The organism is Halomonas sp. LBP4 (genome assembly GCF_003202205.1).
Classification (GTDB): domain Bacteria; phylum Pseudomonadota; class Gammaproteobacteria; order Pseudomonadales; family Halomonadaceae; genus Halomonas; species Halomonas flagellata.
This window is the reverse complement of sequence record NZ_PDOG01000004.1, coordinates 594,985-620,280: the sequence shown is the minus strand read 5'-3', so window position 1 is coordinate 620,280 and position 25,296 is coordinate 594,985. Positions and strand designations below refer to the sequence as shown.

Here is a 25,296-nt window from a genome sequence, read left to right as displayed (position 1 = left end):
AAAGGCATTGCCGAACCCGGCGATCATGTCATCCTGACCCGAGGCGACCACATGAACGCCCATGGCGGTACCAACACCCTGAAGATCCTCGAGGTAGGAGACCATGACTGAGCCACGCCCACGGCGCAGCGTGCGCCGTACCCTGCCGGAGCGCAAGCGCATCGCGCTGATCGCCCACGACGGCAAGAAGGAGGAGTTGCTGGAGTGGGCCGCCCGCTGGCGCGAGACCCTGACCGATCACGAGCTGATCGGCACCGGCACCACCGCCCGGCGCGTCGCGGACACCCTGGAGCTACCGGTGACCGGGCTGATGAGCGGCCCGCTGGGCGGCGACCAGCAGATCGGCGCCCTGATCACCGAGCAGCAGCTCGACCTGCTGATCTTCTTCTGGGACCCCTTCGCCCCCCAGCCCCATGACCCCGACGTCAAGGCACTGCTGCGCCTGGCCGCCCTGTGGAACATCCCGGTGGCGTGCAACGCGGCCAGCGCCGACTTCCTGATCAGCTCGCCCTGGCTCACCCAGGCCTACGAGATGGCCATCCCCGATGCCGGGGCCTGGGTCGCCAGCCGCGCCGGCGAGTGACACCCTTATTACGACAACGCATCAACGCCACGATATGTGAGGCCACCATGTTCCAGCTCACCCGCAGCGTCACCTGGCAGGCCCTGAAGGACCTGCACGAGCAGACCGCCAACGACCGTATCCGCGACTACTTCACCGCCGACCCGCAGCGCTTCGAGAAGATGAGCCTGCGCGTCGGTGGCCTGTTCCTCGACTATTCCAAGCACGCCATCTCGGGCGCCGTGCTCGACAAGCTGCTCGAGCTGGCCGACCACTCGGCGCTGGTGCAGCGCCGCGCCCAGATGTTCTCCGGCGACATCATCAACGTCACCGAGAATCGCCCGGTACTGCACACCGCCCTGCGCAACATCGGCGAGGGCCCGCTGATGGTCGACGGCCAGGACGTGATGCCGGAGATCCAGCGCACCCGCGAGCAGATCCGCGCCTTCTCCGAGGCCGTGCGCAGCGGCGAGTGGAAGGGCTACAGCGGCGAGCGCATCAAGGACGTGGTCAACATCGGCATCGGTGGCTCCGACCTGGGCCCCAACATGGCCAGCCGGGCGCTGCTCAAGTACCGCCACCCGGAGCTCAACTTCCACTTCGTCTCCAATGTCGACGGCGCCCATATCCAGAAGGTGCTCAAGCGCCTCGACCCGGCCACGACCCTGTTCATCGTCTCCACCAAGACCTTCTCCACCCAGGAGACGCTGCTCAACGCCAAGACCGCACGCCGCTGGTTCCTCGACAATGCCGGCGAGGACGCCGACGTCGGCGCCCACTTCATCGCCGCCTCTACCAACCGCCAGGCGGCCATGGAATTCGGCATCCGCGAGGAGAACGTCTTCGAGTTCTGGGCCTGGGTCGGGGGGCGCTACTCCATGTGGTCCTCCATCGGCCTGCCCATCGCGCTCTCCATCGGCTTCGACGGCTTCATGGAGATGCTCGAGGGCGCCTACGAGATGGACCAGCACTTCCTCTCCGCCCCCTTCCGCGAGAACATGCCGGTGCTGATGGCGCTGATCGGCATCTGGTACATCAACTTCGTCGGCGCCGAGACCCAGGCCATCGTGCCCTACGACCAGGCGCTGCATCAGCTGCCCTCCTTCCTCCAGCAGCTCGACATGGAGTCCAACGGCAAGTCGGTGGACATCTTCGGCCACCCGGTGGACTACAAGACCGGCCCCATCGTCTGGGGGCAGACCGGCTCCAACGGCCAGCACGCCTTCTTCCAGCTGCTGCACCAGGGCACCCGCTACGTGCCCATCGACTTCATCGCCTCGCTGAAGCCCGAACCGGGGGTGGAAGACCATCACTTCGCGCTGCTCACCAATATGCTCGCCCAGGCCAACGCCTTCATGGAGGGCAGCCAGAGCGGCAGCCGGCTCGACCCCTACAGCTGCCCCGGCAACCGTCCCTCCAGCGTGCTGCTGCTCGACGAGCTGACACCGAAGAACCTCGGCGCCCTGATCGCGCTCTACGAGCACAAGGTGTTCGTCCAGGGGGTGATCTGGAACATCAACTCCTTCGACCAGTGGGGCGTGCAGCTCGGCAAGCGCATCGCCGGCGAGATCAGCGAGCGGATCGACGAGCACAGCCAGGACTTCGATGCCTCGACCCAGGGGCTGCTGGCCCTGGTGCGGGGGCATTTCCAGGAAGAGAGGCTCGGGCATGGCGGCGCCGCACTCGAGCCGGCTGCGACCGCCACGGCGAGCGGGGGCAAGGCCGGCAAGCGAGGCCGGAAAGGCTGAGCCGTCGCCGGTAGGCGGGCCGCGGCGTCAGGCCCGCGCCGCGGCCCGCCTACCGGCACGGTGGCCCGACCAGGCCCCCGCCAGCCAGAGCACCACGCTGAGCAGCACATAGGCGAGCGCCAGGCTCGCCCTGCCCTGCTCGAGCAGCCGGAGCGTCTCGAGCCCGAACAGCGAGAAGGTGGTGAAGCCGCCGCAGAAGCCGGCCACCAGGAAGGGTTGCCAGCGCGCCACCCGCCCGGTGGTGCGCCGCGCGCCGTAGGCGGCGAAGGCGGCGATCAGCCAGGAGCCGAGGGCATTCACCGCCAGGGTCGCCCAGGGAAAGGCGGGGCCGACGATGCCCGGCATCGCCAGCGAGACCAGGTAGCGCAGCGAGGTCCCGAGCGCACTGCCGACCCCCACCGCGGCGTAGGCGCGCCAGGCGATCATGCCGGGCCTCCCGCCAGCCACCAGCCGAGCACGAGCGCCAACAGGCCCACCACGAGCGTCACCAGCAGATTGGCCAGGGCGGCATGGGTACGCCCCTGCTGCCACAGCGTCAGGGTCTGCAGGCTGAGCGACGACACCGTGGTATAGCCCCCGAGCAGACCGATCGCCAGCAGCTGCCACACCGGCCCGGCGCCGCCGGGTGCCGACGGCCCCAGCACGCCCGCCAGCAGCCCCATCAGCAGCGCACCACTGAGATTGACCGCCAGGGTTCCCCAGGGAAAGGCCGCCCCCAGACGGCGAGCCACCAGGTTGGAGAGGGCCAGGCGCCCCATGCCGCCCAGGGCGCCGCCACCCGCCACCAGCAGCAAGCCCGTCAGGCCGATCGTCATGCGTGCCTCCCTGCCCCGACACCCGCCAATAAAAAAGACCACCCCCAGTGGGTGGCCCAAGTGTATCGCATGCTTACCTGGCAGGGGTCGTACGAATCAACGACCACCCTACGATAATCGCACAACTTTCTGTTAGTGTACAAATATCGTACATGGTTGTGCCGTGTCGGGCGTCGCCCTTGCCGTCGGTCGTGATCATCGTCCAAAGTCCGTATCATGCTGGTTTGCGACCACAAACCAACGACGACACTCCCCGGCAACCCGCCCAGGACCGCCACCCCCTGATGTCGCCATCGCCACCACGCCCAGAAACGGAGGTCACAGCGTGAATCCCATGCGAGCCCTATCCTTGACCCTCGGCTGGCTACTGATCGCCCTGGTGGCGTTCGCCGCCCCCGCCCAGGCCCAGCCGGCCGAGGGCAGCGGCGACCCGGCCGCCTACGCCACCCTGGCCGAGCTGCTCGAGGACGAGCAGTCCCGCCAGCAACTGATCGACCGGCTGCGCGACCTGGCCGACGACGGCCCAGCGCCCCGCCCCGAGACAGCAACGCCGCCTTCCGCCACGCCCGACGCGGAGCCTTCCCTGCCGCGCCAGCTGGCCGAGGCCACCAGCCGCATCGTCAGCGATGTCGGCGACCAGGTCGACAACCTGATCGGCGTGGTCGGGGCCCTCTTCACCGGTGGGCTCAGCGGCGAGGGCAGCGCCTTCGACACGGCGGCCTTCTCCAGCGCGGCCATCAACCTGGGCCTGGTGATCCTGGCGACCTTCGCGCTATTCGTCGGCTTCCGGCGCCTGGCCAGGCCACTGTTCACCGGCATCAGCCAGTGGTCGCTCAACGGCGCCGGCCTGACCCCGGTGCTGCGCCTGGTGCTCAGCGTGGCCCTGGCCGCCCTGGTGGACGTGCTGGTGGTGGCGCTGGCCTATGTCGGCGGCAACCTGATCGCCACCTTCGCCATCGGCGAGACCGGTGAACTCTCCACCCGCGCCTCGCTGTTCCTCAACGCCTTCCTGGTCATCGAGCTGCTCAAGGCCGCGGTGCGCATGCTCTTCTCGTCGCGCTACGAGGGGCTGCGGCTGCTGCCGATCACCGCCCACGAGGCCGCCTACTGGAACCGCTGGATCGCCCGGCTGATCGGCCTGGTCGGCTACGGCCTGATGGTGGTGGTACCGCTGGTCAACGTCTATCTCGCACCCGCCCTGGGCCAGGGCCTCGGCACCCTGATCATGTTCGGCGCCTTCCTCTATGCCGTGGCGGTCGTGCTCAAGAACCGCCGGCGCCTGCGCGACGCCATCAATGTCAAGGCGAACCAGGCGACCCTGGCCGCCAGCCGGGTCTCGCTGCAGCTGTTCGCCCGCACCTGGCACCTGTTCGCCCTGGCCTACTTCCTGATGGTACTGGTGCTGACCCTCACTCGGCCCGCCGACGCCCTGCCCTTCGTGCTCTTCGCCACCCTCAAGACCCTGGCCGCGGTGGTGGTCGGCATGCTGCTCTCGAGCCTGCTGAGCCAGACCATCGGCCGACGCATCACCCTCTCCGAGGACCTGCGCCGCAAGCTGCCGCTGCTCGAGCCTCGCCTCAACAGCTACGTGCCCAATGCCCTGCGGGTGATCCGCACGATCATCCTGATCGTGGTGGTCATGCTGGTACTCAATGCCTGGGGCGCCTTCGACCTGGCGGCCTGGTACGCCTCCGAGGCCGGTCGTGGCCTGGTCGGCAAGCTGGTCAGCGTGGCGGTGATCCTGGCAATCGCCGTGGCCGCCTGGCTCGGCCTGGCCAGCCTGATCGAGCACAAGCTCAACCCCGAGACCGGTGGCGGCGTGCCTTCGGCCCGCGCCCAGACCCTGCTGGCCCTCTTCCGCAACGCCCTGGCGATCACCATCATCACCATGACGGCGATGATCGTGCTGGCCGAGATCGGCATCAACATCGGGCCGCTGATCGCCGGTGCCGGCGTGCTCGGCCTGGCCATCGGCTTCGGCGCCCAGAAGCTGGTGCAGGACATCATCACCGGCATCTTCATCCAGGTGGAGAACGCCATGAACACCGGCGACGTGGTCACGGTGGGCGGCATCACCGGCACCGCCGAGCGCCTCAGCATCCGCTCGGTGGGCATCCGCGACCTCAACGGCACCTACCACATCGTGCCCTTCTCCAGCGTCGACACGGTCTCCAACTATATGCGCGACTTCGCCTACCACGTCGGCGAGTACGGCATCGCCTACCGCGAGAGCATCGACGATGCCATCGTGGCACTGCGCGAGGCCTTCGACGAGCTGGTGGCCGACGACGACCACAAGATGAACATCCTCGCCCCGCTGGAGGTCGCCGGTGTCGTCGCCCTGGCCGACAGCTCGGTGAACATCCGCGTACGCATCAAGACCACGCCGGGCACCCAGTGGGCCACCGGCCGCGCCTTCAACCGCCTGGTCAAGCTGCACTTCGACGCCAAGGGCATCGAGATCCCCTTCCCCCACACCACCCTCTACTTCGGCGTGGGCAAGGAGGCCGAGGCGCCCCCGGCCAACCTGCGCGTCATGCAGCAGCCCTTCGACATCGACGGGCGCCCGGGCGGCCAGCCCCGCTCCGGCGAGAGCAGCCGCGAGTCGGAGGACGACCCGCGCGCCAAGCCCAACCCCGAGTTCACGGGGGACTTCGACGAGGACTGATGCCAGGAGCCTCACCAACGACAGCGGGGCTGCCGTCTGGCAGCCCCGCTGTCGTTGCGGACCGGACGCTCCGGCGTCGTCAATGCGTGGTCACCAGCATCACCACGCTGAGCGCCGCCGAGACCCACATGGCCGGCCTGATCTCCTGGAAGCGGCCGGTACCGAGCTTGATCACCACGAAGCTGAGGAAGCCGAAGGCGATCCCCAGGGTGATCGAGTAGGTCAGCGGCATCAGGATGATCGCCAGGAAGGCGGGGAAGGCCTCGTCGGCCCGGGCCCAGTCGATCTTCGCCACCGGGGCCAGCATGAACAGCCCCACCAGCACCAGGGCCGGGGCCGTGGCGATGCCCGGCACCAGCGACAGCAGCGGCGAGAGGAACAGGAAGGGCAGGAAGAGCAGCGCGATGGTGACCGCCACCAGGCCGGTGCGCCCGCCCTGGGCGACGCCGGCACCGGACTCGATGAAGGTCTGGGCGGCACTGGTGCCGAGCGGCGCGGCGATCATCGAGGCGAAGGCATCCACGGTCATGGAGCGCTTGAGGTTGCGCGGGTTGCCGTCCTCGTCCTTGAGGTCCGCCGACTCGGAGAGCGCCATGAAGCAGGAGAGCGCATCGAAGAAGTTGGTGAACAGCATCACGAAGATGAACGGCAGGTAGGCCACCTTCAGCGCCCCCCAGATGTCCACCTGCATCACCGCGCTGAAGTCGGGCCAGGCGGCCAGGCCGCTCCACTGCACCATCTCCTCCTCGCCCCACAGCCGCCCCATGGGCGCGGCCAGCAGGGTGGTCAGGGCGATGCCCAGGATCAGCGCGCCGTTGAAGCGCAGCACCACCATGATCGCCGTGGCCATCAGGCCCGCGAAGAAGACCAGCAGGCTGGCATCGAAGCTGCCCAGGGTCACCAGGGTCGCGTCACTGCCGACGATGAAGCCGGCATTCTTGAAGCCGATGAAGGTGATGAACAGGCCGATGCCGCAGGTGATGGCATAGCGCAGCGAGGCCGGGATCGCCTCGATGATCGCCTTGCGCACGTTGAACATGGCCAGGGTGGCGAACAGCACACCCGACCAGAACACGCAGCCCAGCGCCACCTCCCAGGACAGGCCGGCCCCCAGCACCAGGGTGTAGGTGAACAGGGCATTCATGCCCATGCCCGGCGCCACCAGGATGGGGTTGCGGGCATAGAGCCCCATGGCCAGGCTGCTCATGAAGCTGATCAGCACGGTGGCCGAGAGTGCCGCGGAGAAGGGGATGCCGGCGTCGCTGAGAATCGCCGGATTGACCACGATGATATACATCGAGGCCAGGAAAGTGGCGACACCGGCGAGCACTTCGGTACGCAAGGTAGAGCCTCGGCGGCGCACGCCGAAGTAGCGTCCGATCCAGTGCTCCTCGCCGCCTCCAGTGTAACGTTCTGACGGGACTGTTGAAGTCTGTTCCATGGTAGGGCCCATTGTTGTTGTCGAATCGCGTTGTCGAAAGCCGTGAGGGCAGCATCACCAGGCGATGGCCCTTCGGGTCACGACCCTAGGGTAGGCAATTCCTGACCAATTGGACAACACCCGGAGTACGACATTGGTATACAAAAAGATATAATGACTGGATACCGGGCACCCGGACAGCAAAAAGGGCGCCGATAAGGCGCCCCGGAAAAGAGGGATCACTGCCAGGTGGGCGCGACGGGCACCCGGGTCAGGCCTTGCCGTCGCCCGCCTTCGCCTTGCCCCGAGACTTGCCGCCGCTCGCGCCCGGCCCGCCCACTTCGCTGGGCTGGGGCAGCGAGGGCAGCGATTTGTCGAGCAACTCGACGCTCTGGCGGTAGTAGAGCTGGCTCTTGTTATGCTCGCCGAGGTTGGCGTAGAGCCTTGCCAGCTCGGCGCAGACCACGCCGCTGGGACGCTGGCGCTGACTCGCCTCGAAGTACTCCTGGGCCTTGGCCCAGTAGGCGTTGCGCAGCGACAGCCGCCCCAGGGTGAGCAGCAGGTCCGGATCGTTGGGCCGCTCCTGAAGCCATTTCTCGGCGTAGACCAGCTGACGTGCCGCATCCACGTTGAGCAGGCCGTAGCGCAGCACCAGGCGGCTGTCCCAGTGCTCCTTGAGGGAGTGACGCAGCAGCCGTTCGGCGATGGGCTCCTGGTTGCCGCGCACCAGCGCCTCGGCGTAGAGCACGATCAGCTCGATGTGGCCGCGCAGGTGATCGGGCATGTCGGCCCAGAGGTTGCGCACCCGCTCGATGTCGCCGCCCTCGCGCGCCTCACGGATGATCAGCTCGCGGTAGGCGCGCTGCTCGAGCTCCTCGCGCTCCTCGCGGGAGATCAGGTGCTGAGCACCGAGACGGGGCATCAGGCGGCGCAGCCCATCCCAGTCGCTGACGCTGAGATAGGCCTGCTTGAGCTGCTTGAGCACCTGGGGATGGTTGGGCAGCTGGCGATCGAGGCGGGTGAGGATCGCCAGCGCCTCCTCGTACTGCTGGCGGTCGAGCATCAGCTGGGCCTGCATCATGCCCACCGCCGTGTCGGCCCCTTCGGTGCTCAGGTGGGCCCGCTTGAGCAGGGTGTCGGCCTGGTCATAGTGCCCCTGGTAATGGGCGGCCAGGGCCGCCGAGAGATAGTTGACCAGTGGCGTGCTGGAGTCGTCGGCGGCCTTGACCAGCGACCTCTCGGCGCGCTTCCAGCGCCCCTCGGCCAGCGCCACCAGACCGCGCACGGTACGCTTCATGGCATTGCGGTTGCGGGTACGGCTGTTCCACACCTTGAAGCGGCTCATCGGCCGGCTCAGGCGCATCAGCACCCGCAGGCCGAAGTGCAGCACCACGAAGGCCGCCAGCAGGATGACCAGGCCGAACCAGAAGGAGGTCTGGAAGGAGGTGTCACCCACCCGCACCAGCCAGTAGCCCGGCACCGACATCATCAGCTGGCCGAACAGCGCACCGAGCGCCAGGCCCAGGACGACGATCAGGATCAGCTTTCTCATGCGTCATCTCCCCGGGCACCGTTGCCCTGGCTGGCGCTGCGCGACTCGAAGCGGCGCTCGATGAAGCCGGCCAGGGCCTGCTGGGAACCGCTGATGTCGGGGAGTTCGGGACGGATCGCCTCACCCTTGAGCGCCTCGAGGCGCGTGACCACCGAGCGCACGCCGTTGGCGTCGGTGTCGTAGTAGCCGTTGATCAGCGTCAGTGCCTTGTCGAGGCTGGCCTCATAGAGCGCCTGCTCCTCCTTGAGCAGTGCCAGCTGGGCCTGCTCCAGCACCAGGCGCACGCTCTGGCGCAGGTAGGACTCCTGCTCCGGGGTGATCAGGGCCTCGAGGGCCTCGTCGTGATGGCGAACGGTGACCAGGTCCTTGAGCTCCTGGCCGAAACGCGACAGCTGCTGTTGCCAGCCGCCGCTGGGGGCCTGCTCGAGGCTCGAGCCGGCGACCTGTTCCTCGATGTCCTGGCCCAGCGGCTGGCGGGCGATCTGCGTCTGCTGGGCGTTCAGCGCCAGCCACAGGCCGGTGCGATCGACCCGCGGCACCGCATCCAGGGCGGCCAGCTCGGCGGCGATCTCGCGGCGCACCGGCACCAGGGCCGGGTTGTCGGCCTCGCGCAGGCGGTCGTCGGCGGTGCGCAGCAGGGCGGCGGCGCCCTGAACATCGCGCTCCAGCTGCAGGCGCTGGTTGGCCAGGCGCAGCAGGTAGGCGGCCTCGGCGTGCAGCCAGTCGCGCTCGTCGGTCTCCTGCTCGCTGGCGAGTTCGGCGAGCACCCGATCCAGGGTATCGTCCACCTCGCTGCGATAGCCGGCGAACTCGCTCTGCAGCTCACCGATGGCGCTCTCCAGGGCCGCGTCACGCTCGCTCTCGCCCGCGTCGAGACGGCTCTCCAGTTCGGCCAGGGCGGTCTGGCTCGCCGACTGCGACTCCAGCTCGGCCAGCCGCTGGCGCTGGGCATCGAGCTGCTGCCAGCCCAACCAGCCGAGCAGCGCCACGCCAACCGCCAGCACGATCACCAGCACCAGGGCCAGCAGGCCGGCCTTGCCGCTCCCCTTGCCGTTACCCGAGCCACCGGTGGCCGAGGCGGCCCTGGCACCGCCACCCGCCCCGCCGCCGGGTTTCGGCGCCTCCTTGCCGGTACCCGCCCCGGCCGCCTTGCCGGCGGGCCCGGCCGTCGTCGACGGCTCGCGCTTGCCGGCGTCCCCGGTGCCGGATGAGGGGCCCGAGGCGGCAGCCGCCGATCCGGACGTCGTCGCCCCTCCGGCGGCACTCTCCGCCCTGGATGGCGTGGCGCTGTCGGCGGCCGCCGAGGAAGATGAGCCCCCGGCGGCAGTGGCCGCCGGCTGCCCGCCCTTGCCACGGCGGCGCGAGCGCCCCTTCCCCGATGTGTCGGCCTGGTTGCCCGGGGTCGTCGATTTCGCGCCGCCCTGGGCTGCGCCGGACGGTTTCTGCGGTTCGTCCTGGTCGTTTGATTGCTTGCTCATCTGTCGCTAGCCCTTTTCGAGATCGTCTTGATCGACATCGGCATCCTCCGGGTCGCAGGCGTCGGCCACCGCCGCCGCGAGGGCGTCCGGCGTGGCACCGGCCGCCACGACGGGGGCACGAAACCCCAGTGTGCCGGCCAGTGTAGCCAACCTGGCGCTGGAAACGATTAGCGGTTGGTTCAAAGCGGCGTCACCGCACCATCTTGCCAGATGTTCGAGGATTTCTCCGCTACTGACCACCAGTGCCCGGTAATCGCCCCGGGCCAATCGCTGCCGCATGCCGGGCGAGGGGTCGAGCGGCAGGCGGCGGTAGACCGCCAGGCGGGTCACCCGGGCACCGCGGGACGCCAGGGTATCGGCGAGCAGGGCCCGCCCGCCCTCGCCGGCCACCAGCAGCACGCGCTGGTCATGGAGCGACGCCAGCGAGGCCAGGCGCAGCAGCGCCTCGCTGGTGTCCTCGCCGGCCTCCGGCGGTGGCAGGCGGACCCGCACGCCGAGTCGTTGGTGAAGGGTGGCGGCGGTGGCGGCACCCACCGCATAGAAGGCCAGGCCCACCGGCAGCTGCGGCCAGTAGCGGTCGAGCGCCTCGGCCAGGCACTCGGCGGCGAAGGGGCTCACCACCACCACCTTGTGGAAATGATCGATGTCCAGCCAGGCCGTGCGCATCACCGGGGTCTCGGGGAGCGGCTCCAGGCGCATGGCCTCGAGCCGCGCCACCGGCAACCCGGCGGCCGCGACGGCCGCCGCCAGCACCTCGCCCCGGGCACCGGGGCGACTGATCAGAACCGGCCGGGCCGACATCAACCGGCGCCGTAGACCTCGGCGAGAATCTCGCCGGCGCCCTGGTCGAGCAGTTCCTCGGCGACCCGGATGCCCAGGGCCTCGGGCTCGTGGAGCGAGCCGCGCCCCTCGGCACGCAGCACCCGGGTGCCGTCGGGGGTACCCACCAGGGCGCGCAGCCAGAGGGTCTGGCCGTCATCCTCGAAGATGGCATGGCCGGCGATGGGAACCTGGCAGCCCCCCTCCAGGCGGGTGTTCATGGCCCGCTCGGCACGCACTCGGGTCGCGGTGGCCGGGTCGTCCAGTGGGGCCAGCAGCGCGATCAGCTCGGCGTCGTGCATGCGGCACTCGATGCCCAGCGCGCCCTGGCCGCAGGCCGGCAGGCAGACCTCCGGCGGCAGTTCCATGGCGATGCGGTCACCCAGCCCCAGGCGCCGCAGGCCGGAGGTGGCCAGCAGGATGGCGTCGAACTCGCCGGCATCGAGCTTGCCCAGCCGCGTCTGGACGTTGCCGCGCAGGTTGAGGATCTCGAGGTCGGGGCGCGCCTCGCGCATCTGCAGGCCGCGGCGCAGGCTGGAGGTGCCGATGCGCGCGCCCTCGGGCAACTCGTCGAGGGTGGCATAGTGGTTGGAGACGAAGGCGTCGGTGGGCTCGGCGCCCTCGAGAATCACCGACAGGCCGAGCCCCTCGGGAAAGTGCATCGGCACATCCTTCATGGAGTGCACGGCGATGTCGGCGCGGCCATCGAGCATGGCCTCCTCGAGCTCCTTCACGAACAGCCCCTTGCCGCCAACCTTGGCCAGGGGGGTGTCGAGGATCTTGTCGCCGCGGGTGGCCATGGCCACCAGTTCCACCTTCAGGCCGGGGTGAGCCGCCATCAGGCGGTCACGGACATGTTCGGCCTGCCACATGGCCAGTTGACTCTTGCGGGTGGCGATACGCAGCGTGGTGATGGCGTGCACGAAATTCTCCCTGTACCGGGTCCTGACGGGTGGCCCTGCTCGGCAGGGGGCCCGCCCTGGCGGCCGGCGGCAATGAACATGGACTGCCCTCATCATAAAGCACCCGGCGGGGCAGGAAAAATCGTGACCGATCGCCACACCCTGGTGGGGCGCGCCCCTCGCCAGCCCCCTCGACTCTGGTACACTTCTGCCATGTCCCGGCGGTGCGCTCACGGCGGCGCTGCGACCGGCACCTCACCCACCGCACAGTCATGCAGGATGCCCAGCCCGATGAGCCCAAGTCCGACGAGCAATAGCACCAACCAGTCCTGGGGCGGCCGCTTCAACGAGCCCACCGATGCCTTCGTCGAGCGTTTCACCGCCTCGGTCGGCTTCGACCGGCGCCTCGCCCTCCACGACATCCAGGGCTCCGTCGCCCATGCCACCATGCTGGCCCGGGTGGGCGTGCTCACCGACGCGGAGCGTGACGCCATCGTCGCCGGGCTCGGCGAGATCCGCGCCGAGATCGAGGCCGGCACCTTCGAGTGGTCCGTGCAGCTGGAAGACGTGCATATGAACATCGAGGCGCGGCTCACCGAGAAGATCGGCATCACCGGCAAGAAGCTGCACACCGGGCGTTCGCGCAACGACCAGGTGGCCACCGACATCCGCCTCTTCCTGCGCGACGAGATCGACCTGGTCGCCGCCGAGCTGACACGGCTGCGCGAAGGGCTGATCACGCTCGCCGAGCGCGAGGCCGACACCATCATGCCCGGCTTCACCCACCTGCAGACCGCCCAGCCGGTGACCTTCGGCCACCACTTGCTGGCCTGGCAGGAGATGCTGGCCCGTGACCACGCGCGGCTGCTCGACTGCCGCGGCCGGGTCAACGTGCTGCCGCTCGGGGCCGCGGCGCTGGCCGGCACCACCTACCCGATCGACCGCCACGTCACCGCCGAACTGCTCGGTTTCGAGCGTCCCGCCGAGAACTCCCTGGACGCGGTCAGCGATCGCGACTTCGCCATCGAGTTCACGGCCTTCGCCAGCCTGCTGCTGATGCACCTGTCGCGCATGAGCGAGGAACTGGTGCTGTGGACCAGCGCCCAGTTCGACTTCATCGACCTGCCCGACCGCTTCTGCACCGGCTCCTCGATCATGCCGCAGAAGAAGAACCCCGACGTGCCCGAGCTGGTGCGCGGCAAGACCGGCCGGGTCTACGGCCACCTGATGGGCCTGCTGACCCTGATGAAGTCCCAGCCGCTGGCCTACAACAAGGACAACCAGGAGGACAAGGAGCCGCTGTTCGACACCCTGGACACGGTCAAGGACTGCCTCAAGGCCTTCGCCGACATGGTGCCGGCCATCGAGGCCCGCAAGGCGAGCATGCATGAGGCGGCGCGGCGCGGCTTCTCGACCGCCACCGACCTCGCCGACTACCTGGTGCGCCGCGGCGTGGCCTTCCGCGACGCCCACGAGATCGTCGGCCAGTCGGTGGCCTACGGCCTGCGCCAGAAGAAGGACCTCTCCGAGATGAGCCTCGAGGAGCTCCAACAGTTCTCCGACGTCATCGAGGCGGACGTCTTCGAGGTGCTGACCCTGGAGGGCTCGGTGGCCGCGCGCAACCATATCGGCGGCACCGCCCCGGACCAGGTGCGCGCCGCGGCGAGTCGCGCCCGCGAGGCGCTGACGGCCCTGGGCGGTGCCACCTGATGCGGCGCCTCGCCCGGTTCGCCACTCCCCCGTGGCTGGCCCTGCTGCTGGGCGTGGCGCTGGCCGGCTGCGGCCAGAAGGGCCCCCTCTACCTGCCCGGCGACGAGGAGGCCGCAGAACGCTACGACCCTGCCGGCCAGCACGAGGCGTCGGACGACGACGCGGCCCGGCAGGACGACGATACCGCCAGTGACGACGAGAGCTAGGCATGGATCATTTCGAATACCGCGACGGCGTGCTCTACGGCGAGGACGTGCCCCTGACCCGCATCGCCGACGAGATCGGCACGCCCTGCTACGTCTATTCCAAGGCCACCCTGGCGCGCCACTTCCGCGCCTACACCGAGGCCCTGGGCAGCCACCCGCACCTGATCTGCTACGCGGTGAAGGCCAATTCCAACCTGGCCGTGCTTGGCCTGCTGGCCCGGATGGGCGCCGGCTTCGACATCGTCTCCGTTGGCGAGCTGGAGCGGGTACTGGTCGCCGGCGGCGACCCCGCCCGGGTGGTCTTCTCCGGCGTGGCCAAGCAGGAAGCGGAGATGGCCCGGGCACTGGAGGTCGGCATCAAGTGCTTCAACGTCGAGTCGCGCCCCGAGCTCGAGCGGCTCGATGCCGTGGCCGGGCGGCTCGGCAAGGTGGCGCCGGTGTCGCTGCGGGTCAACCCGGACGTGGATGCCGGCACCCACCCCTACATCTCCACCGGGCTCAAGGACAACAAGTTCGGCATCGCGGTGGACGAGGCGCTGGCCGCCTACGAGCTGGCCGCCGGCCTGCCCAACCTCGAGGTGGTGGGCCTCGACTGCCATATCGGCTCCCAGCTCACCGAGCTCTCGCCCTTCCTCGACGCCCTCGACCGCCTGCTGGTGCTGCTCGAGCGGCTACGCGAGCGCGGCATCGAGGTCGAGCACCTCGACCTGGGCGGCGGCCTCGGCGTGCCCTACCACCACGAGCGCCCGCCCCAGCCCTTCGACTACGCCACCGCGCTGCTCGAGCGCCTCGCACGCTGGGAAGGCAGCGAACGGCTCACCCTGCTGTTCGAGCCGGGTCGCTCCATCGCCGCCAACGCCGGGGTGCTGCTGACCCGGGTCGAGTTCCTCAAGCCCGGCGAGACGAAGAACTTCGCCATCGTCGACGCCGGCATGAACGACCTGATCCGCCCTGCGCTCTACCAGGCCTGGCAGGCGATCCTGCCGGTGGACACCCGCCGCGCCCGTGACACCGTCACCTACGACGTGGTGGGCCCGGTGTGCGAGACCGGCGACTTCCTGGGCAAGGAGCGCGAACTGGCCATCGCCGAAGGCGACCTGCTGGCGGTGCGCTCCGCCGGGGCCTACGGCTTCGTCATGGCATCGAACTACAACAGCCGTGCGCGGCCGGCCGAGGTGATGGTCGACGGCGAGGTCGCGCACCTGGTACGCCGCCGCGAGCGCCTCGAGGACCTCTGGGCCGGCGAGGCGCTGCTGCCCGACGATGACGGGGAGGCACCCTGATGCTGCTGCACTTCACCAAGATGCATGGCCTCGGCAACGACTTCATGGTGGTCGACCTGGTCACCCAGCGCGCCCGGCTGGAGGAGGCGCAGATCCGCCGACTCGCCGACCGCCGCTTCGGCATCGGCTTCGATCAGTTGCTGATCGTCGAGCCGCCCCGCGATCCGGACATGGACTTCCGCTACCGCATCTTCAATGCCGACGGCAGCGAGGTGGAGAACTGCGGCAACGGCGCACGCTGCTTCGCCCGCTTCGTGCGTGACCAGCGGCTGACCCACAAGCACGAGCTCCACGTCGAGACCGCCGGCGGCCCGCTGACGCTGCGGGTGGAGGACGACGGCCAGGTCCGCGTGGACATGGGCGTGCCCCGCTTCGCCCCCGAGGCGCTGCCCTTCGACGCCGCCGAGGACCGCCTGCGCCACGCGCTCGAGGTGGCCGGCGAGCGGCTCGAGATCGGCGTGGTCTCCCTGGGCAACCCCCATGCCGTGCTGCGGGTCGAGGACGTCGACACGGCCCCGGTGGCGCGTCTGGGCCCGGCCATCGAGGCCCACCCGCGCTTCCCCAGGCGGGTCAACGCCGGCTTCATGCAGATCGTGTCACCCCACGAGATCCGGCTCAGGGTGTATGAGCGGGGCAGCGGCGAGACGCTCGCCTGCGGCACCGGCGCCTGCGCCGCGGTGGCCTGCGGCATCCGCCAGGGGCTGCTCGAGAGCCCGGTCACCGTGCACCTGCCCGGCGGTGACCTGCGCATCGAGTGGGCCGGCGGCGAGGCCCACCTGACCATGACCGGCCCCGCCGTGCGCGTCTTCGACGGCCGTATCGTCCTGAGCTGACGCCTGCCGGCACCCCGGCAGAACAAGAGCCTTCAGCCAACAAGAGCCTTCAGCTGGAAAAGTGCCCCAAAGGAGAAGCCAGCATGTCACGAGTCGCCCCCGAACCGCGCAAGACCCTCGACCCCGACCGGGTGGCCCAGTGGCTGGCCACGCATCCGGACTTCTTCGTCGGGCGCGAGGGGCTGCTCCAGCAGCTCCGGGTGCCGCATCCGGAGGCCCGCGGCGCCACCTCGCTGCTCGAGCGCCTGGTCCATGACCTGCGCTCCCGCGCCGAGCAGGCCGAATGGCGCCTCGAGCAGCTGCTGGAATCCGCCCGCCACAACGAGGCCCAGTACCGTCGCACCCGGGAGCTGGTGCTGGCCCTGCTGGAAGCCGAGAACAACGACGCCCTGGGCCAGGCGCTGGCCACCCAGCTCAGCGAGCGCTTCCACACCTCGGCGGTGGCGCTGTGGTGCCCGGCCAGCCTCACCGATGCCGAACCCCGCCCCCCCCAGCCGCCGCGCCACGTGCTCGACGATCACGCCGGCCAGCGCCTCGCCGCGCTGCTCGATGGCCGCGCCAGCCGCTGCACGCGGCTCACCCCCACCGACTGGAAGCGCCTGCTGCCCCATGCCCAGGCACCGCGCAAGGCGGGCTCCTGCGCCCTCGCCCGCCTGACCCTGGGCGAGCCGCTGGGCTACCTGGTGCTGGCGAGCCCCGACCCCGACCACTTCCGCGCCAGCATGGACACCCTGTTCACCGAGTATGTCGGTGACGTGGTCGCCCGCCTGCTGGTGCGCCTGGCCCACGCCCCCCATGGCTAGGCGCCCGGAGGCCGATAACCCGCTGATGCGGGAGGTCGAGGCCTTCCTGGCGGGACTCGCTCGCACCGCCAGCCCGGCCACGGTGAGCGCCTACCGTCGCGACCTGGAGGCCCTGGCCGGCTCTCTCGCGCAGGGAGGCTGCGACGACTGGGCCCGGTTCGACCTGACCCTGCTGCGGCGTTTCCTCGGCGGCGAGCGAAGCCGCGGCCAGGCCCCGCGGAGCCTGGCACGGCGGCGCGCGGCGATCTCGCGGTTCGCCGCGCACCTGCTGCAGGCCGGCATCCTCTCGCACAACCCGGTAGCCCTGACCCGCGCCCCGCGCCAGCCCCGGCACCTGCCGAAGCCCCTGGATGCCGACCAGCTGGCCCGCTTCCTCGACACGCCCCACGACGGCTCGCCCCTGGGCCGGCGCGACCAGGCGATGCTGGAGCTCTTCTACTCCAGCGGCCTGCGCCTGGCCGAGCTCGCCGCCCTCGACCTCGGCGACCTGCAGCCCCAGCGCGTGCGGGTGCTCGGCAAGGGCCGCAAGCCGCGCCAGGTGCCGGTGGGCAGCCGCGCCCGCCAGGCCCTGGCCGCCTGGCTCGAGGTTCGCGACCAACTGACCGGCGCCGGCGAACCGGCGCTCTTCGTCGGCGCCCGGGGGGCGCGCCTCGGCCACCGCGCCATCCAGAAACGCCTGGCCCAGTTGGCCAGGGAACGCGGCCTGGCGGAGCATCTGCATCCGCACCGGCTGCGTCACTCCTTCGCCAGCCACCTGCTGGAATCCAGCCAGGACCTGCGCGCCGTGCAGGAGCTGCTCGGCCACGCCAACCTCTCCACGACCCAGGTCTATACCCGGCTCGACTGGCAGCACCTGGCCGCCAGCTACGACGCCGCCCACCCGCGGGCCCGGCGCCGTTCCGATGACCAGGGTGACCACCGATGACGACCGCCTTCCTCCAGGCCATCACCTTCGACCTCGACGACACCCTGTGGGACAACCATGGGGTGATGGAGCGCACCGAGACGGGGCACTATGCCTGGCTCGATGCGGCCCTGGCCGACTGGCTGGGCCAGCGCGGCGAAGCGCCGGCAGCCCGCTTCGCCGAACGCTTCCCACTGGCCGCCTACCAGGCCCGGCGCCTCGACCTCGCCCGCCGATACCCGCTGCGGCGAGGCGACTTCAGCTGGCTGCGCGAACGCGCCCTGGCGGCGCTTCTGGAGGGCTACGGCCTGCCACGCAGCGCCGCCCTCCTGTGGGCCGCCCGGGCGATGCAGCGCTTTATGGCGCTAAGGCATGAAGTCTCTCCCCACCCAGAGGTGGAGCCGATGCTCGAGGCACTGGGAAGACGTTATCGGCTGGCCAGTATCACCAACGGCAACGTCGACGTCCGCCGCCTGGCGCTGCATCGCCACTTCCCGGTGGCCATCGCCGCCGGCGAGATGTTCGCCCCCAAGCCCGATGCGCGCCCCTTCCTGGCGGCGCTGGCCCGGCTCGACACCGCCCCGGCACTGGCGCTGCACGTGGGGGATTCGTGGAAGGAGGACGTGCTGCCGGCCCGGCGCCTGGGCATGCAGGCGGTCTGGATCGCCGGCGCCGACGTCGGCCTGCCGACGGGCGTCCATCGCCTGGCGCACATCAGGGAACTGCCGGAGCTGATCGAGTGGTTGGAGAAGCGGCGCTGACAGCGGGGAGGAGCGCCGAAGTTCCCTTATGGGGTCTCCCCGCGAATTTCGCGATGATGGCGGCATATTCGCGCCGAATAGCCGAACAAAGGCGCCGAGGCCCACCCCTAGGGGGTCAGACCCCAGCCGAGTTGCCAGGCTTGTCATCGTGCACGTGGCGAGCGGATTCGACACCGCCGGGGTCTGACCCCCTAGGGCCTCCCAGCGCTGGCATTCCACCGCCATAACACCCTCAACATACTGATTTTTCAGCAAGACTCCTGGGGGTTCCTCAGGATCTGCCCCCAAAGAGGCCATGTCGCCAGCACGGGCCTTCGGTACTACCTTCGATACTAATAGAGCAGCCAGCTATCGAGGCGCTGATGCACCTCCTCGATGCCCTGGCCCTTGAGCGACGAGAACAGCTGGATGCTCACCAGGTCCTCCCACTCGCGCAGTCGGCTACGCACCTGCTGCAGGGCATTCTTGCCCGCGCCGGACTTCAGCTTGTCGGCCTTGGTCAGCAGGATATGCACCGGCATCGCCTTGTCGTCGGCCCAGCCGAGCAGGGTCTGGTCGAACTCCGAGAGCGGGTGGCGCACGTCCATCACCAGCACCAGGCCGCGCAGCGAGGCGCGACGCTGCAGGTAGTCGGAGAGGTGGCGCTGCCACTCCAGCTTGACCGACTCCGGCACCTTGGCGAAGCCGTAGCCGGGCAGGTCGACCAGGCGTCGCTCGGTGTCGTCGCCCAGGGTGAAGAAGTTGATCAGCTGGGTACGCCCCGGGGTCTTGGAGGTGCGCGCCAGGGCCTTCTGGCGGGTCAGGGCATTGATGGCGCTGGACTTGCCGGCGTTGGAGCGCCCGGCGAAGGCCACCTCGGCGCCGCTGTCGGGCGGACAGGTCGCCAGCGTCGGGGCGCTGGTGAGGAAGCGGGCGGCCTGGTAGTTGAGACGAGCGTTGAGCGAATGATCGAGTCGCGACATGGCGGGCAGGTCCTGACGATGGTCGAGGGTGGCAGGGCCGCGGCTTGCATTCCCGCGGCCGGGGTGTTTCGTTATAATACAGTGTCTTTTGTCTGCGACCCGGGGCACGCTAGTGTACCACCGCGCCCTCGACGTCCGCGAACCGCCAGGCCGCCGAGCCGCAGCCTGGTCCGGCCCCGCAGGCTTCGCGATCCGGGCGGCACCCAGGGTACGTACCGGTCAATAACGTAACGGCATAGTGGAACAGCGATGAGAAAGTTACTGGCAAGCCTGGTTATCACCATGGGCGCCGTGAGCGCCGCCCACGCGGATCTGGAAGCCGACGCAGACGCGGCGGCGGGACAGGAGAAGGCGCAGGCCTGCGCCGCCTGTCACGGCCAGCAGGGCATCAGCCCGTCCGGCAGCTTCCCCAACCTGGCCGGCCAGCAGGCCTCCTACCTGGCCAAGCAGATCATGGACATCCGCGACGGCAACCGCGAGGTCCCCCAGATGGCCGGGCAGGTCGACGACTTCTCCGACCAGGATGCCTGGGACGTGGCCGCTTACTTCGCCGACCAGGACCCGGCCCTCGGCCAGGCCGACCCGGACGAGGAGCTGATCGCCCGCGGTCGCGAACTCTATCGCTCCGGTGACATGTCCAAGGGCATTCCGGCCTGTGCCGCCTGTCACACCCCCACCGGCGAGGGCATCGGCAGTGCCGGCTACCCGGCACTCTCCGGCCAGCACACCGACTACACCGTCGCCACCCTGCAGGCCTTCGCCACCGGCGAGCGTGCCAACGATCCCGCCAACATCATGCGCGACATCGCCGCCAAGATGAGCGATGCCGACATGCAAGCCGTCGCCAACTACATCCTCGGCCTGCACTGACACCGCCGCCGTCACCCGCCAGGACCTCGGCAAGGGCGGCCCCGCGGCCGCCCTTGCCGTCTCCGGCGACGACCGCCGCCGGCCCGCCGGGAACCCCGGCAGCGATACGGGCTCAAAGGCAGCGACGCGTGCCCGGCCGTGGCACCGGTTCACCCAAGGAAGAGGTATCCCACCGATGTTCAAGACCCTGATGGTTGCCCTGGCAGGCCTCGGCCTGTCGACCCTGGCCTCGGCCGCCCCCCTGGTGGAAGGCCAGCATTACGAAGTCCTCCCCGAGGCGGTCGAGACCCGCGTCGACGAGGGCCAGATCGAGGTCACCGAGGCCTTCTGGTACGGCTGCCCGCACTGCTACAACCTCGAGGACCCGCTCAATGCCTGGGTCGCCGAGCAGCCCGAGGACGTCGTCTTCCAGCGCCTGCCCGCCACCATGGGAGGCGACTGGAACCAGCATGCCATGGCCTTCTATGCTGCCCAGGAGCTGGGCATTCTCGATGCGGTACACGAAGACTTCTTCGACGCCATCCACGAGAATGGCCGCCGCCTCACCGAGCTCGACGACATCGCCGCCTTCTTCGCTGACTACGGGGTCAGCGAAGAGGAGGCACGCGAGGCCCTGACCTCCTTCGGCGTGAAGAGCCAGGTCAACCAGGCCCATGCCCGCATGCGCGCCATGCGCCTGATGGGGGTGCCGGCCCTGATCGTCGATGGCCGCTACCTGGTGACTCCCAGCAGCGCCGGCAGCCTCGACAACATGCCGCAGATCGTCGATGCACTGGTCGAGAAGGTACGCGAGGAGCGTGCGGACTGACATGCCACAGCTGGCCGACGCCCGGATACCGCTGCTCGACGGCGGCCACCTGAAGCTGCTCACCTTCAACCTGCAGGTGGGCATCCAGACCTCCGCCTATCATCACTACCTGACCCGCAGCTGGCAGCACCTGCTGCCCCACCCCAAGCGCATGCGGCGACTGGACATGATGAGCGAGGTGATCGGTCGCTTCGACATCGTCGGCCTTCAGGAGGTCGACGGCGGCAGCTTCCGCTCGAACCACGTCAATCAGGTGGAGTATCTGGCGACCCGGGCCGGCTTCCCGCACCACTTCCAGCAGCTCAACCGCAACCTGGGCCGCATCGCCCAGCACAGCAACGGGCTGCTGTCGCGCCTGACCCCGACCCGCATCGAGGAGCACCGCCTGCCGGGTACCCTGCCCGGCCGCGGCGCCATCCATGCATGCTACGGTGCAGGGCCCGATGCCCTGCACCTGTTCGTCGCCCACCTGGCCCTGAGCCATCGGGGCCGGGTCCGTCAGCTCGACTACCTGAGCGAGATCATCCAGCCGCTGCGCCATGTGGTGGTGATGGGCGACCTCAACTGCACCCCGGAGCAGTTGCACACCCACGCCCGCTTCCGTGCCTCGCTGCCGCTGCACCCGGTACGCCCGCTGCTCAGCTACCCCTCCTGGCAGCCGCGCCGGGCCCTCGATCACATCCTGCTCTCCGACTCGCTGGAGGCCGGCGAGGTGCGGGTGCTCGACCACCTCTTCTCCGACCACCTGCCCATCGCCGTGGACGTGCGCCTGCCGCCGGCCTGCCTCCAGGCCATGACCGGGTCTCCGCCACGGGGGGCCCGCTGAGCCGGCGCTGAGGGGTGGGATGACGCTCGCCCCCGAATCGGCGATGATGCGCCTCCGGTTGTCCTTCATCACGAGAGTTCCCATGAATCCCGCGAAACGCGAACCGGCCCTGCTCGCGCGGCTCGACGCCTTCACCGACCTGGTCGGGCACGGCATCGCCTGGCTGGTCATTGTCATGATGGTGGTGCAGTTCGCCATCGTGGTCATGCGCTACGTCTTCGGCCTCCACAGCATCGTGATGCAGGAGTCGGTGATGTACATGCATGCCATGGTATTCATGCTGGCCGCCGCCTGGACCCTGCGCCACGACGGCCATGTGCGCGTGGACATCTTCTACCGCAAGCTGTCCGCCCGCGGCCGCGCCTGGATCGACCTCGGCGGCACCCTCTTCCTGCTGATCCCGGTGATGGTGTTCATCGCGCTCGCCAGCCTCGGCTACGTGAAGAGCAGTTGGGCGATCCTCGAGCGCTCCCCCGACGGCGGCCTTCCCGCCGTCTTCCTGCTCAAGAGCCTGATCCTGGTGATGGTGGCGCTGCTGCTGATCCAGGCCATTGCCCAGGTGATCCGCCAGGTGCTGATCCTGCGTGGCCGCCTGCCGGGCCACGCCCCCGGTCACGAGGAGGTCCTCTAGTGCTCGTGACCCTCCTCGAACTCATGCCGCTGGCGCTGTTCGCCGCCGTCTGCGGCGTGCTGATGCTGGGCTACCCGGTGGCCCTGTCGCTGGCCGGCACCGCGCTGATCTTCGCCGGCCTCGGTTATGCACTGACGCAGATGGGCGTGCCGATGCCCTTCGAGACGCGCTACCTGAGTGCCATGCCCAACCGGCTCTACGGCATCATGACCAACCAGACCCTGCTGGCCGTGCCACTGTTCGTGCTGATGGGCGTGCTGCTGGAGAAGTCGCGGGTCGCCGAAACCCTGCTCGATGCCATGGCCCTGGCCTTCGGTGCCCTGCGCGGCGGGCTCGGCATCGCCGTGGTGCTGGTCGGCATGCTGCTGGCGGCCTCCACCGGCATCGTCGGCGCCACCGTGGTGACCATGGGCCTGCTGTCGCTGCCGACCATGCTCAAGCGCGGCTACTCGCCGGCGCTCGCCACCGGCTGCATCTGCGCCACCGGCACCCTGGGCCAGATCATCCCGCCCTCCATCGCCCTGGTGCTGCTCGGCGACGTGCTCTCCAACGCCTACCAGCAGGCCCAGCTGGCCATGGGGGTATGGAGCCCCAAGACCCTCTCGGTGGGCGACCTGTTCATCGGTGCCCTGGTACCCGGCCTGCTGCTGGTGGCGGCCTATATCGTCTATCTGATGATCATCGCCTGGCTGAAGCCGGAGACGGCACCGCCGGCCGACCGTCAGGCGCTGATGCAGGAGCTGGGGCACAGCGGCAGCCTCTGGCCGCTGCTGGTCAAGGGGCTGATCCCGCCGGTGCTGCTGATCGTCGCCGTGCTGGGCTCGATCCTCGGCGGCTTCGCCACGCCCACCGAGGCCTCGGCGGTGGGGGCCTCCGGCGCCTTCCTGCTGGCCCTGGCCAACCGCCGGTTGAGCCGGCCGATGCTGCGCGAAGTGGTGGACTCCACCACCCAGGTCACCAGCATGGTGTTCCTGATCCTGATCGGCGCCACCCTCTTCTCGCTGGTGTTCCGCGCCTTCGGCGGCGAGGAGCTGGTCATCGAGCTGTTCGAGTCGCTGCCCGGCGGCGTGGTCGGCGCCACCCTGGTGGTGATGCTGGTGATCTTCCTGCTCGGCTTCATCCTCGACTTCATCGAGATCACCTTCGTGGTGGTGCCGATCGTCGGCCCGGTGCTGCTGACCATGGGGCTCGACCCGATCTGGCTGGGCATCATGATCGCGGTGAACCTGCAGACCTCCTTCCTCACGCCGCCGTTCGGCTTCGCGCTCTTCTACCTGCGCGGCGTGACGCCGGAGTCGGTGCCGACCTCGGCGATCTACCGCGGGGTGATCCCGTTCATCGGGCTGCAGTTGACCATGCTGCTGGTGCTGGCGCTGTTCCCGGGCATCGCTACCTGGCTGCCTTCGGTGCTGTGAAGGCGAGGGCCTGGCCCTTGCCCTTTACTGGCAGAGGGGCGCCAGCCAGCTCTGGGCCAGGTAGAGGACGAGGGCGTAGCGGGCCCCCTTGGCCAGGGAGATGAGCAGGATGGCCCGCCACCAGGGCAGCCGGAAGATGCCGGCCAGCACGGTGAGCGGGTCGCCGACCACCGGCGCCCAGGACACCAGCAGGCTCCACTCGCCGAAGCGGAAGTACCAGCGCTCGGCCCGGGCCAGCCCCTCCCGCGAGGCGGGGAACCAGCGGCGATCCTGGAAGCGACGGGCGTAGCGGCCCAGCCAGACATTGATCAGGCTGCCCAGGGTATTGCCGGCGGTGGCCACCGCCCATAGCATCGGCCCCGGCTCGCCCAGGCACCAGAGCCGGGCCAGCCACACCTCGGAGCCACCGGGCAGCAGGGTGGCGCTGAGCAGGGCGACCACGAACAGGCTCAGCATGCCGCCCGCCGAGCAACCGACACTCCCTTGCGATACGATGACGCCATGACGCTCCCTCGACCCATCCCCAATGTGCTGACCATCGCCGGCTCCGACCCCAGCGGCGGCGCCGGCATCCAGGCCGACCTCAAGACCTTCTCGGCGCTGGGCGCCTATGGTACCAGCGTGATCACCGCCCTCACCGCCCAGAACACCCGCGGCGTCACCGGCGTGCACCCGGTGCCGGCGGACTTTATCGCCGCACAACTCGAGACGCTACTGGCCGACATCGACATCGCTGCCGTGAAGATCGGCATGGTGGCGAGCCGCGAGGTGGCCGAGACCCTGCGCACCCTCCTCGAACGCCGACGCCCGCGCTGGATCGTGATCGACCCGGTGATGGTGGCCAAGAGCGGCGATACCCTGGTCGACGACGCCGGCATCCGCGCGGTGCGCGAGGTACTGGTGCCGCTGGCCGACCTGATCACGCCCAACCTGCCGGAGGCCGCCGTCCTGCTCGGGTGCGCGGAACCCCGCGACCGTGAGGCCATGGCGGCCCTGACTCCCGGGCTGCGCGCGCTGGGCGCCGGCGCGGTACTGCTCAAGGGTGGCCACCTGGCCGGCGATGCCTGCCCGGACCTGCTGATCATGCCCGAGTCCCGGCACTGGCTGGAGGGTCCGCGGATCGCCACCGACAACCTCCACGGCACCGGCTGCACCCTCTCCTCGGCGATCACCACCCGCCTGGCCCTGGGTGACGACCTCGCCGGCGCGGTCACCACCGCCAAGGCCTGGCTCGCCACCGCGCTGGCCGAGAGCCGCCGCCTCGCGGTAGGGCGGGGCCACGGCCCGGTACACCACTTCCACGCCTGGTGGTGAAACACG

The 25,296-nt window shown here is 69.6% G+C and carries 24 protein-coding genes and 1 pseudogene; 16 read left to right on the top strand and 9 right to left on the bottom strand.

Annotated elements, in window-relative coordinates; translation table 11 throughout:
• Positions 1 to 103: 103 nt before the first annotated feature.
• Together CR157_RS16310 and pgi are read left to right on the top strand one after the other, a co-directional pair.
• Positions 104 to 583, top strand: a complete 480-nt coding sequence (locus tag CR157_RS16310) for a methylglyoxal synthase (protein WP_110284570.1) — start codon at positions 104 to 106, stop codon at positions 581 to 583.
• Between the two features lie 47 nt (positions 584 to 630).
• Positions 631 to 2,310 carry a glucose-6-phosphate isomerase gene (gene pgi, locus CR157_RS16305; protein WP_110284569.1) on the top strand — a complete coding sequence of 560 codons (1,680 nt, stop codon included), beginning with the start codon at positions 631 to 633 and terminating at the stop codon, positions 2,308 to 2,310.
• A gap of 27 nt (positions 2,311 to 2,337) precedes the next feature.
• Here the strand turns inward: pgi and crcB (CR157_RS16300) are convergent, their stop codons facing one another.
• Together crcB (CR157_RS16300) and crcB (CR157_RS16295) are read right to left on the bottom strand one after the other, a co-directional pair.
• Complete coding sequence (gene crcB / locus CR157_RS16300) at positions 2,338 to 2,736, bottom strand: fluoride efflux transporter CrcB (protein WP_110284568.1); 399 nt, start codon at positions 2,734 to 2,736, stop codon at positions 2,338 to 2,340.
• Positions 2,733 to 3,125 (bottom strand): fluoride efflux transporter CrcB, encoded by a 393-nt coding sequence (gene crcB / locus CR157_RS16295; RefSeq protein WP_110284567.1) that lies wholly within the window; start codon positions 3,123 to 3,125, stop codon positions 2,733 to 2,735. The genes crcB (CR157_RS16300) and crcB (CR157_RS16295) overlap by 4 nt, the downstream gene beginning before the upstream one ends.
• A 334-nt stretch (positions 3,126 to 3,459) precedes the next feature.
• On the opposite strand from crcB (CR157_RS16295), the gene ybiO reads away from it, so the two are divergent.
• Entirely contained in the window at positions 3,460 to 5,793 is a 2,334-nt protein-coding gene (ybiO, locus tag CR157_RS16290) for a mechanosensitive channel protein (protein WP_110284566.1), read from the top strand.
• A gap of 79 nt (positions 5,794 to 5,872) precedes the next feature.
• On the opposite strand, the gene CR157_RS16285 is transcribed toward ybiO, so the two are convergent.
• The 5 genes from CR157_RS16285 to hemC form a co-directional block, all read right to left on the bottom strand.
• On the bottom strand, positions 5,873 to 7,234 hold the full coding sequence (locus CR157_RS16285; RefSeq protein WP_110284565.1) for an NCS2 family permease: 1,362 nt from the start codon (positions 7,232 to 7,234) through the stop codon (positions 5,873 to 5,875).
• A gap of 250 nt (positions 7,235 to 7,484) precedes the next feature.
• Positions 7,485 to 8,765, bottom strand: a complete 1,281-nt coding sequence (locus tag CR157_RS16280; RefSeq protein ID WP_110284564.1) for a heme biosynthesis HemY N-terminal domain-containing protein — start codon at positions 8,763 to 8,765, stop codon at positions 7,485 to 7,487.
• Positions 8,762 to 10,243 carry a uroporphyrinogen-III C-methyltransferase gene (locus CR157_RS16275; protein WP_110284563.1) on the bottom strand — a complete coding sequence of 494 codons (1,482 nt, stop codon included), beginning with the start codon at positions 10,241 to 10,243 and terminating at the stop codon, positions 8,762 to 8,764. Before CR157_RS16275 ends, CR157_RS16280 begins: the two co-directional genes overlap by 4 nt.
• Positions 10,244 to 10,249: 6 nt before the next feature.
• A complete protein-coding gene (locus tag CR157_RS16270; protein WP_110284562.1) occupies positions 10,250 to 11,044 on the bottom strand; it encodes a uroporphyrinogen-III synthase in 795 nt (264 codons plus the stop codon).
• Positions 11,044 to 11,985 carry a hydroxymethylbilane synthase gene (gene hemC / locus CR157_RS16265; protein WP_110284561.1) on the bottom strand — a complete coding sequence of 314 codons (942 nt, stop codon included), beginning with the start codon at positions 11,983 to 11,985 and terminating at the stop codon, positions 11,044 to 11,046. The genes CR157_RS16270 and hemC overlap by 1 nt, the downstream gene beginning before the upstream one ends.
• Positions 11,986 to 12,255: 270 nt before the next feature.
• Here hemC and argH point away from each other — a divergent pair, with 270 nt between their 5' ends.
• The 7 genes and pseudogenes from argH to CR157_RS16230 all read left to right on the top strand — a co-directional run bounded on the left by argH (position 12,256) and on the right by CR157_RS16230 (position 18,464).
• Complete coding sequence (argH, locus tag CR157_RS16260) at positions 12,256 to 13,674, top strand: argininosuccinate lyase (protein ID WP_110284560.1); 1,419 nt, start codon at positions 12,256 to 12,258, stop codon at positions 13,672 to 13,674.
• Positions 13,674 to 13,796: pseudogene (gene lptM, locus CR157_RS23390) on the top strand (LPS translocon maturation chaperone LptM); the annotation flags it as partial. The gene argH and the pseudogene lptM, both read left to right, overlap by 1 nt.
• An 86-nt stretch (positions 13,797 to 13,882) precedes the next feature.
• Positions 13,883 to 15,163: a diaminopimelate decarboxylase gene (gene lysA / locus CR157_RS16250; RefSeq protein WP_110284558.1), complete on the top strand. Its 1,281-nt coding sequence runs from the start codon at positions 13,883 to 13,885 to the stop codon at positions 15,161 to 15,163.
• A complete protein-coding gene (gene dapF / locus CR157_RS16245; RefSeq protein ID WP_110284557.1) occupies positions 15,163 to 15,996 on the top strand; it encodes a diaminopimelate epimerase in 834 nt (277 codons plus the stop codon). The genes lysA and dapF overlap by 1 nt, the downstream gene beginning before the upstream one ends.
• Positions 15,997 to 16,079: 83 nt before the next feature.
• Positions 16,080 to 16,799: a DUF484 family protein gene (locus CR157_RS16240; protein WP_110284556.1), complete on the top strand. Its 720-nt coding sequence runs from the start codon at positions 16,080 to 16,082 to the stop codon at positions 16,797 to 16,799.
• Positions 16,792 to 17,724, top strand: a complete 933-nt coding sequence (locus CR157_RS16235; protein WP_110284555.1) for a tyrosine recombinase XerC — start codon at positions 16,792 to 16,794, stop codon at positions 17,722 to 17,724. The genes CR157_RS16240 and CR157_RS16235 overlap by 8 nt, the downstream gene beginning before the upstream one ends.
• Positions 17,721 to 18,464, top strand: coding sequence for an HAD family hydrolase (locus tag CR157_RS16230; protein ID WP_110284554.1), 744 nt, complete (start codon positions 17,721 to 17,723; stop codon positions 18,462 to 18,464). Before CR157_RS16235 ends, CR157_RS16230 begins: the two co-directional genes overlap by 4 nt.
• A gap of 332 nt (positions 18,465 to 18,796) precedes the next feature.
• Here the strand turns inward: CR157_RS16230 and yihA are convergent, their stop codons facing one another.
• Positions 18,797 to 19,426 carry a ribosome biogenesis GTP-binding protein YihA/YsxC gene (yihA, locus tag CR157_RS16225; RefSeq protein WP_110284553.1) on the bottom strand — a complete coding sequence of 210 codons (630 nt, stop codon included), beginning with the start codon at positions 19,424 to 19,426 and terminating at the stop codon, positions 18,797 to 18,799.
• A 249-nt stretch (positions 19,427 to 19,675) separates the two neighbouring features.
• Between yihA and CR157_RS16220 the strand changes: the two genes are divergently transcribed.
• The 5 genes from CR157_RS16220 to CR157_RS16200 all read left to right on the top strand — a co-directional run bounded on the left by CR157_RS16220 (position 19,676) and on the right by CR157_RS16200 (position 23,976).
• Positions 19,676 to 20,296, top strand: coding sequence for a c-type cytochrome (locus tag CR157_RS16220; protein ID WP_110284552.1), 621 nt, complete (start codon positions 19,676 to 19,678; stop codon positions 20,294 to 20,296).
• Between the two features lie 175 nt (positions 20,297 to 20,471).
• The gene (locus CR157_RS16215; RefSeq protein WP_110284551.1) at positions 20,472 to 21,104 is read left to right on the top strand and encodes a thiol:disulfide interchange protein DsbA/DsbL; all 633 of its coding nucleotides are present in this window, start codon (positions 20,472 to 20,474) and stop codon (positions 21,102 to 21,104) included.
• Between the two features lies 1 nt (position 21,105).
• Positions 21,106 to 21,930 (top strand): endonuclease/exonuclease/phosphatase family protein, encoded by an 825-nt coding sequence (locus tag CR157_RS16210; protein ID WP_110284550.1) that lies wholly within the window; start codon positions 21,106 to 21,108, stop codon positions 21,928 to 21,930.
• Positions 21,931 to 22,012: 82 nt separating this feature from the next.
• On the top strand, positions 22,013 to 22,561 hold the full coding sequence (locus tag CR157_RS16205; protein ID WP_110284549.1) for a TRAP transporter small permease subunit: 549 nt from the start codon (positions 22,013 to 22,015) through the stop codon (positions 22,559 to 22,561).
• Entirely contained in the window at positions 22,561 to 23,976 is a 1,416-nt protein-coding gene (locus CR157_RS16200; RefSeq protein ID WP_110284548.1) for a TRAP transporter large permease, read from the top strand. The genes CR157_RS16205 and CR157_RS16200 overlap by 1 nt, the downstream gene beginning before the upstream one ends.
• 24 nt (positions 23,977 to 24,000) lie before the next feature.
• On the opposite strand, the gene CR157_RS16195 is transcribed toward CR157_RS16200, so the two are convergent.
• Positions 24,001 to 24,432, bottom strand: coding sequence for a YqaA family protein (locus tag CR157_RS16195; protein ID WP_110284547.1), 432 nt, complete (start codon positions 24,430 to 24,432; stop codon positions 24,001 to 24,003).
• Between the two features lie 45 nt (positions 24,433 to 24,477).
• Here CR157_RS16195 and thiD point away from each other — a divergent pair, with 45 nt between their 5' ends.
• On the top strand, positions 24,478 to 25,290 hold the full coding sequence (gene thiD / locus CR157_RS16190) for a bifunctional hydroxymethylpyrimidine kinase/phosphomethylpyrimidine kinase (RefSeq protein ID WP_110284546.1): 813 nt from the start codon (positions 24,478 to 24,480) through the stop codon (positions 25,288 to 25,290).
• Positions 25,291 to 25,296 lie beyond the last annotated feature (6 nt).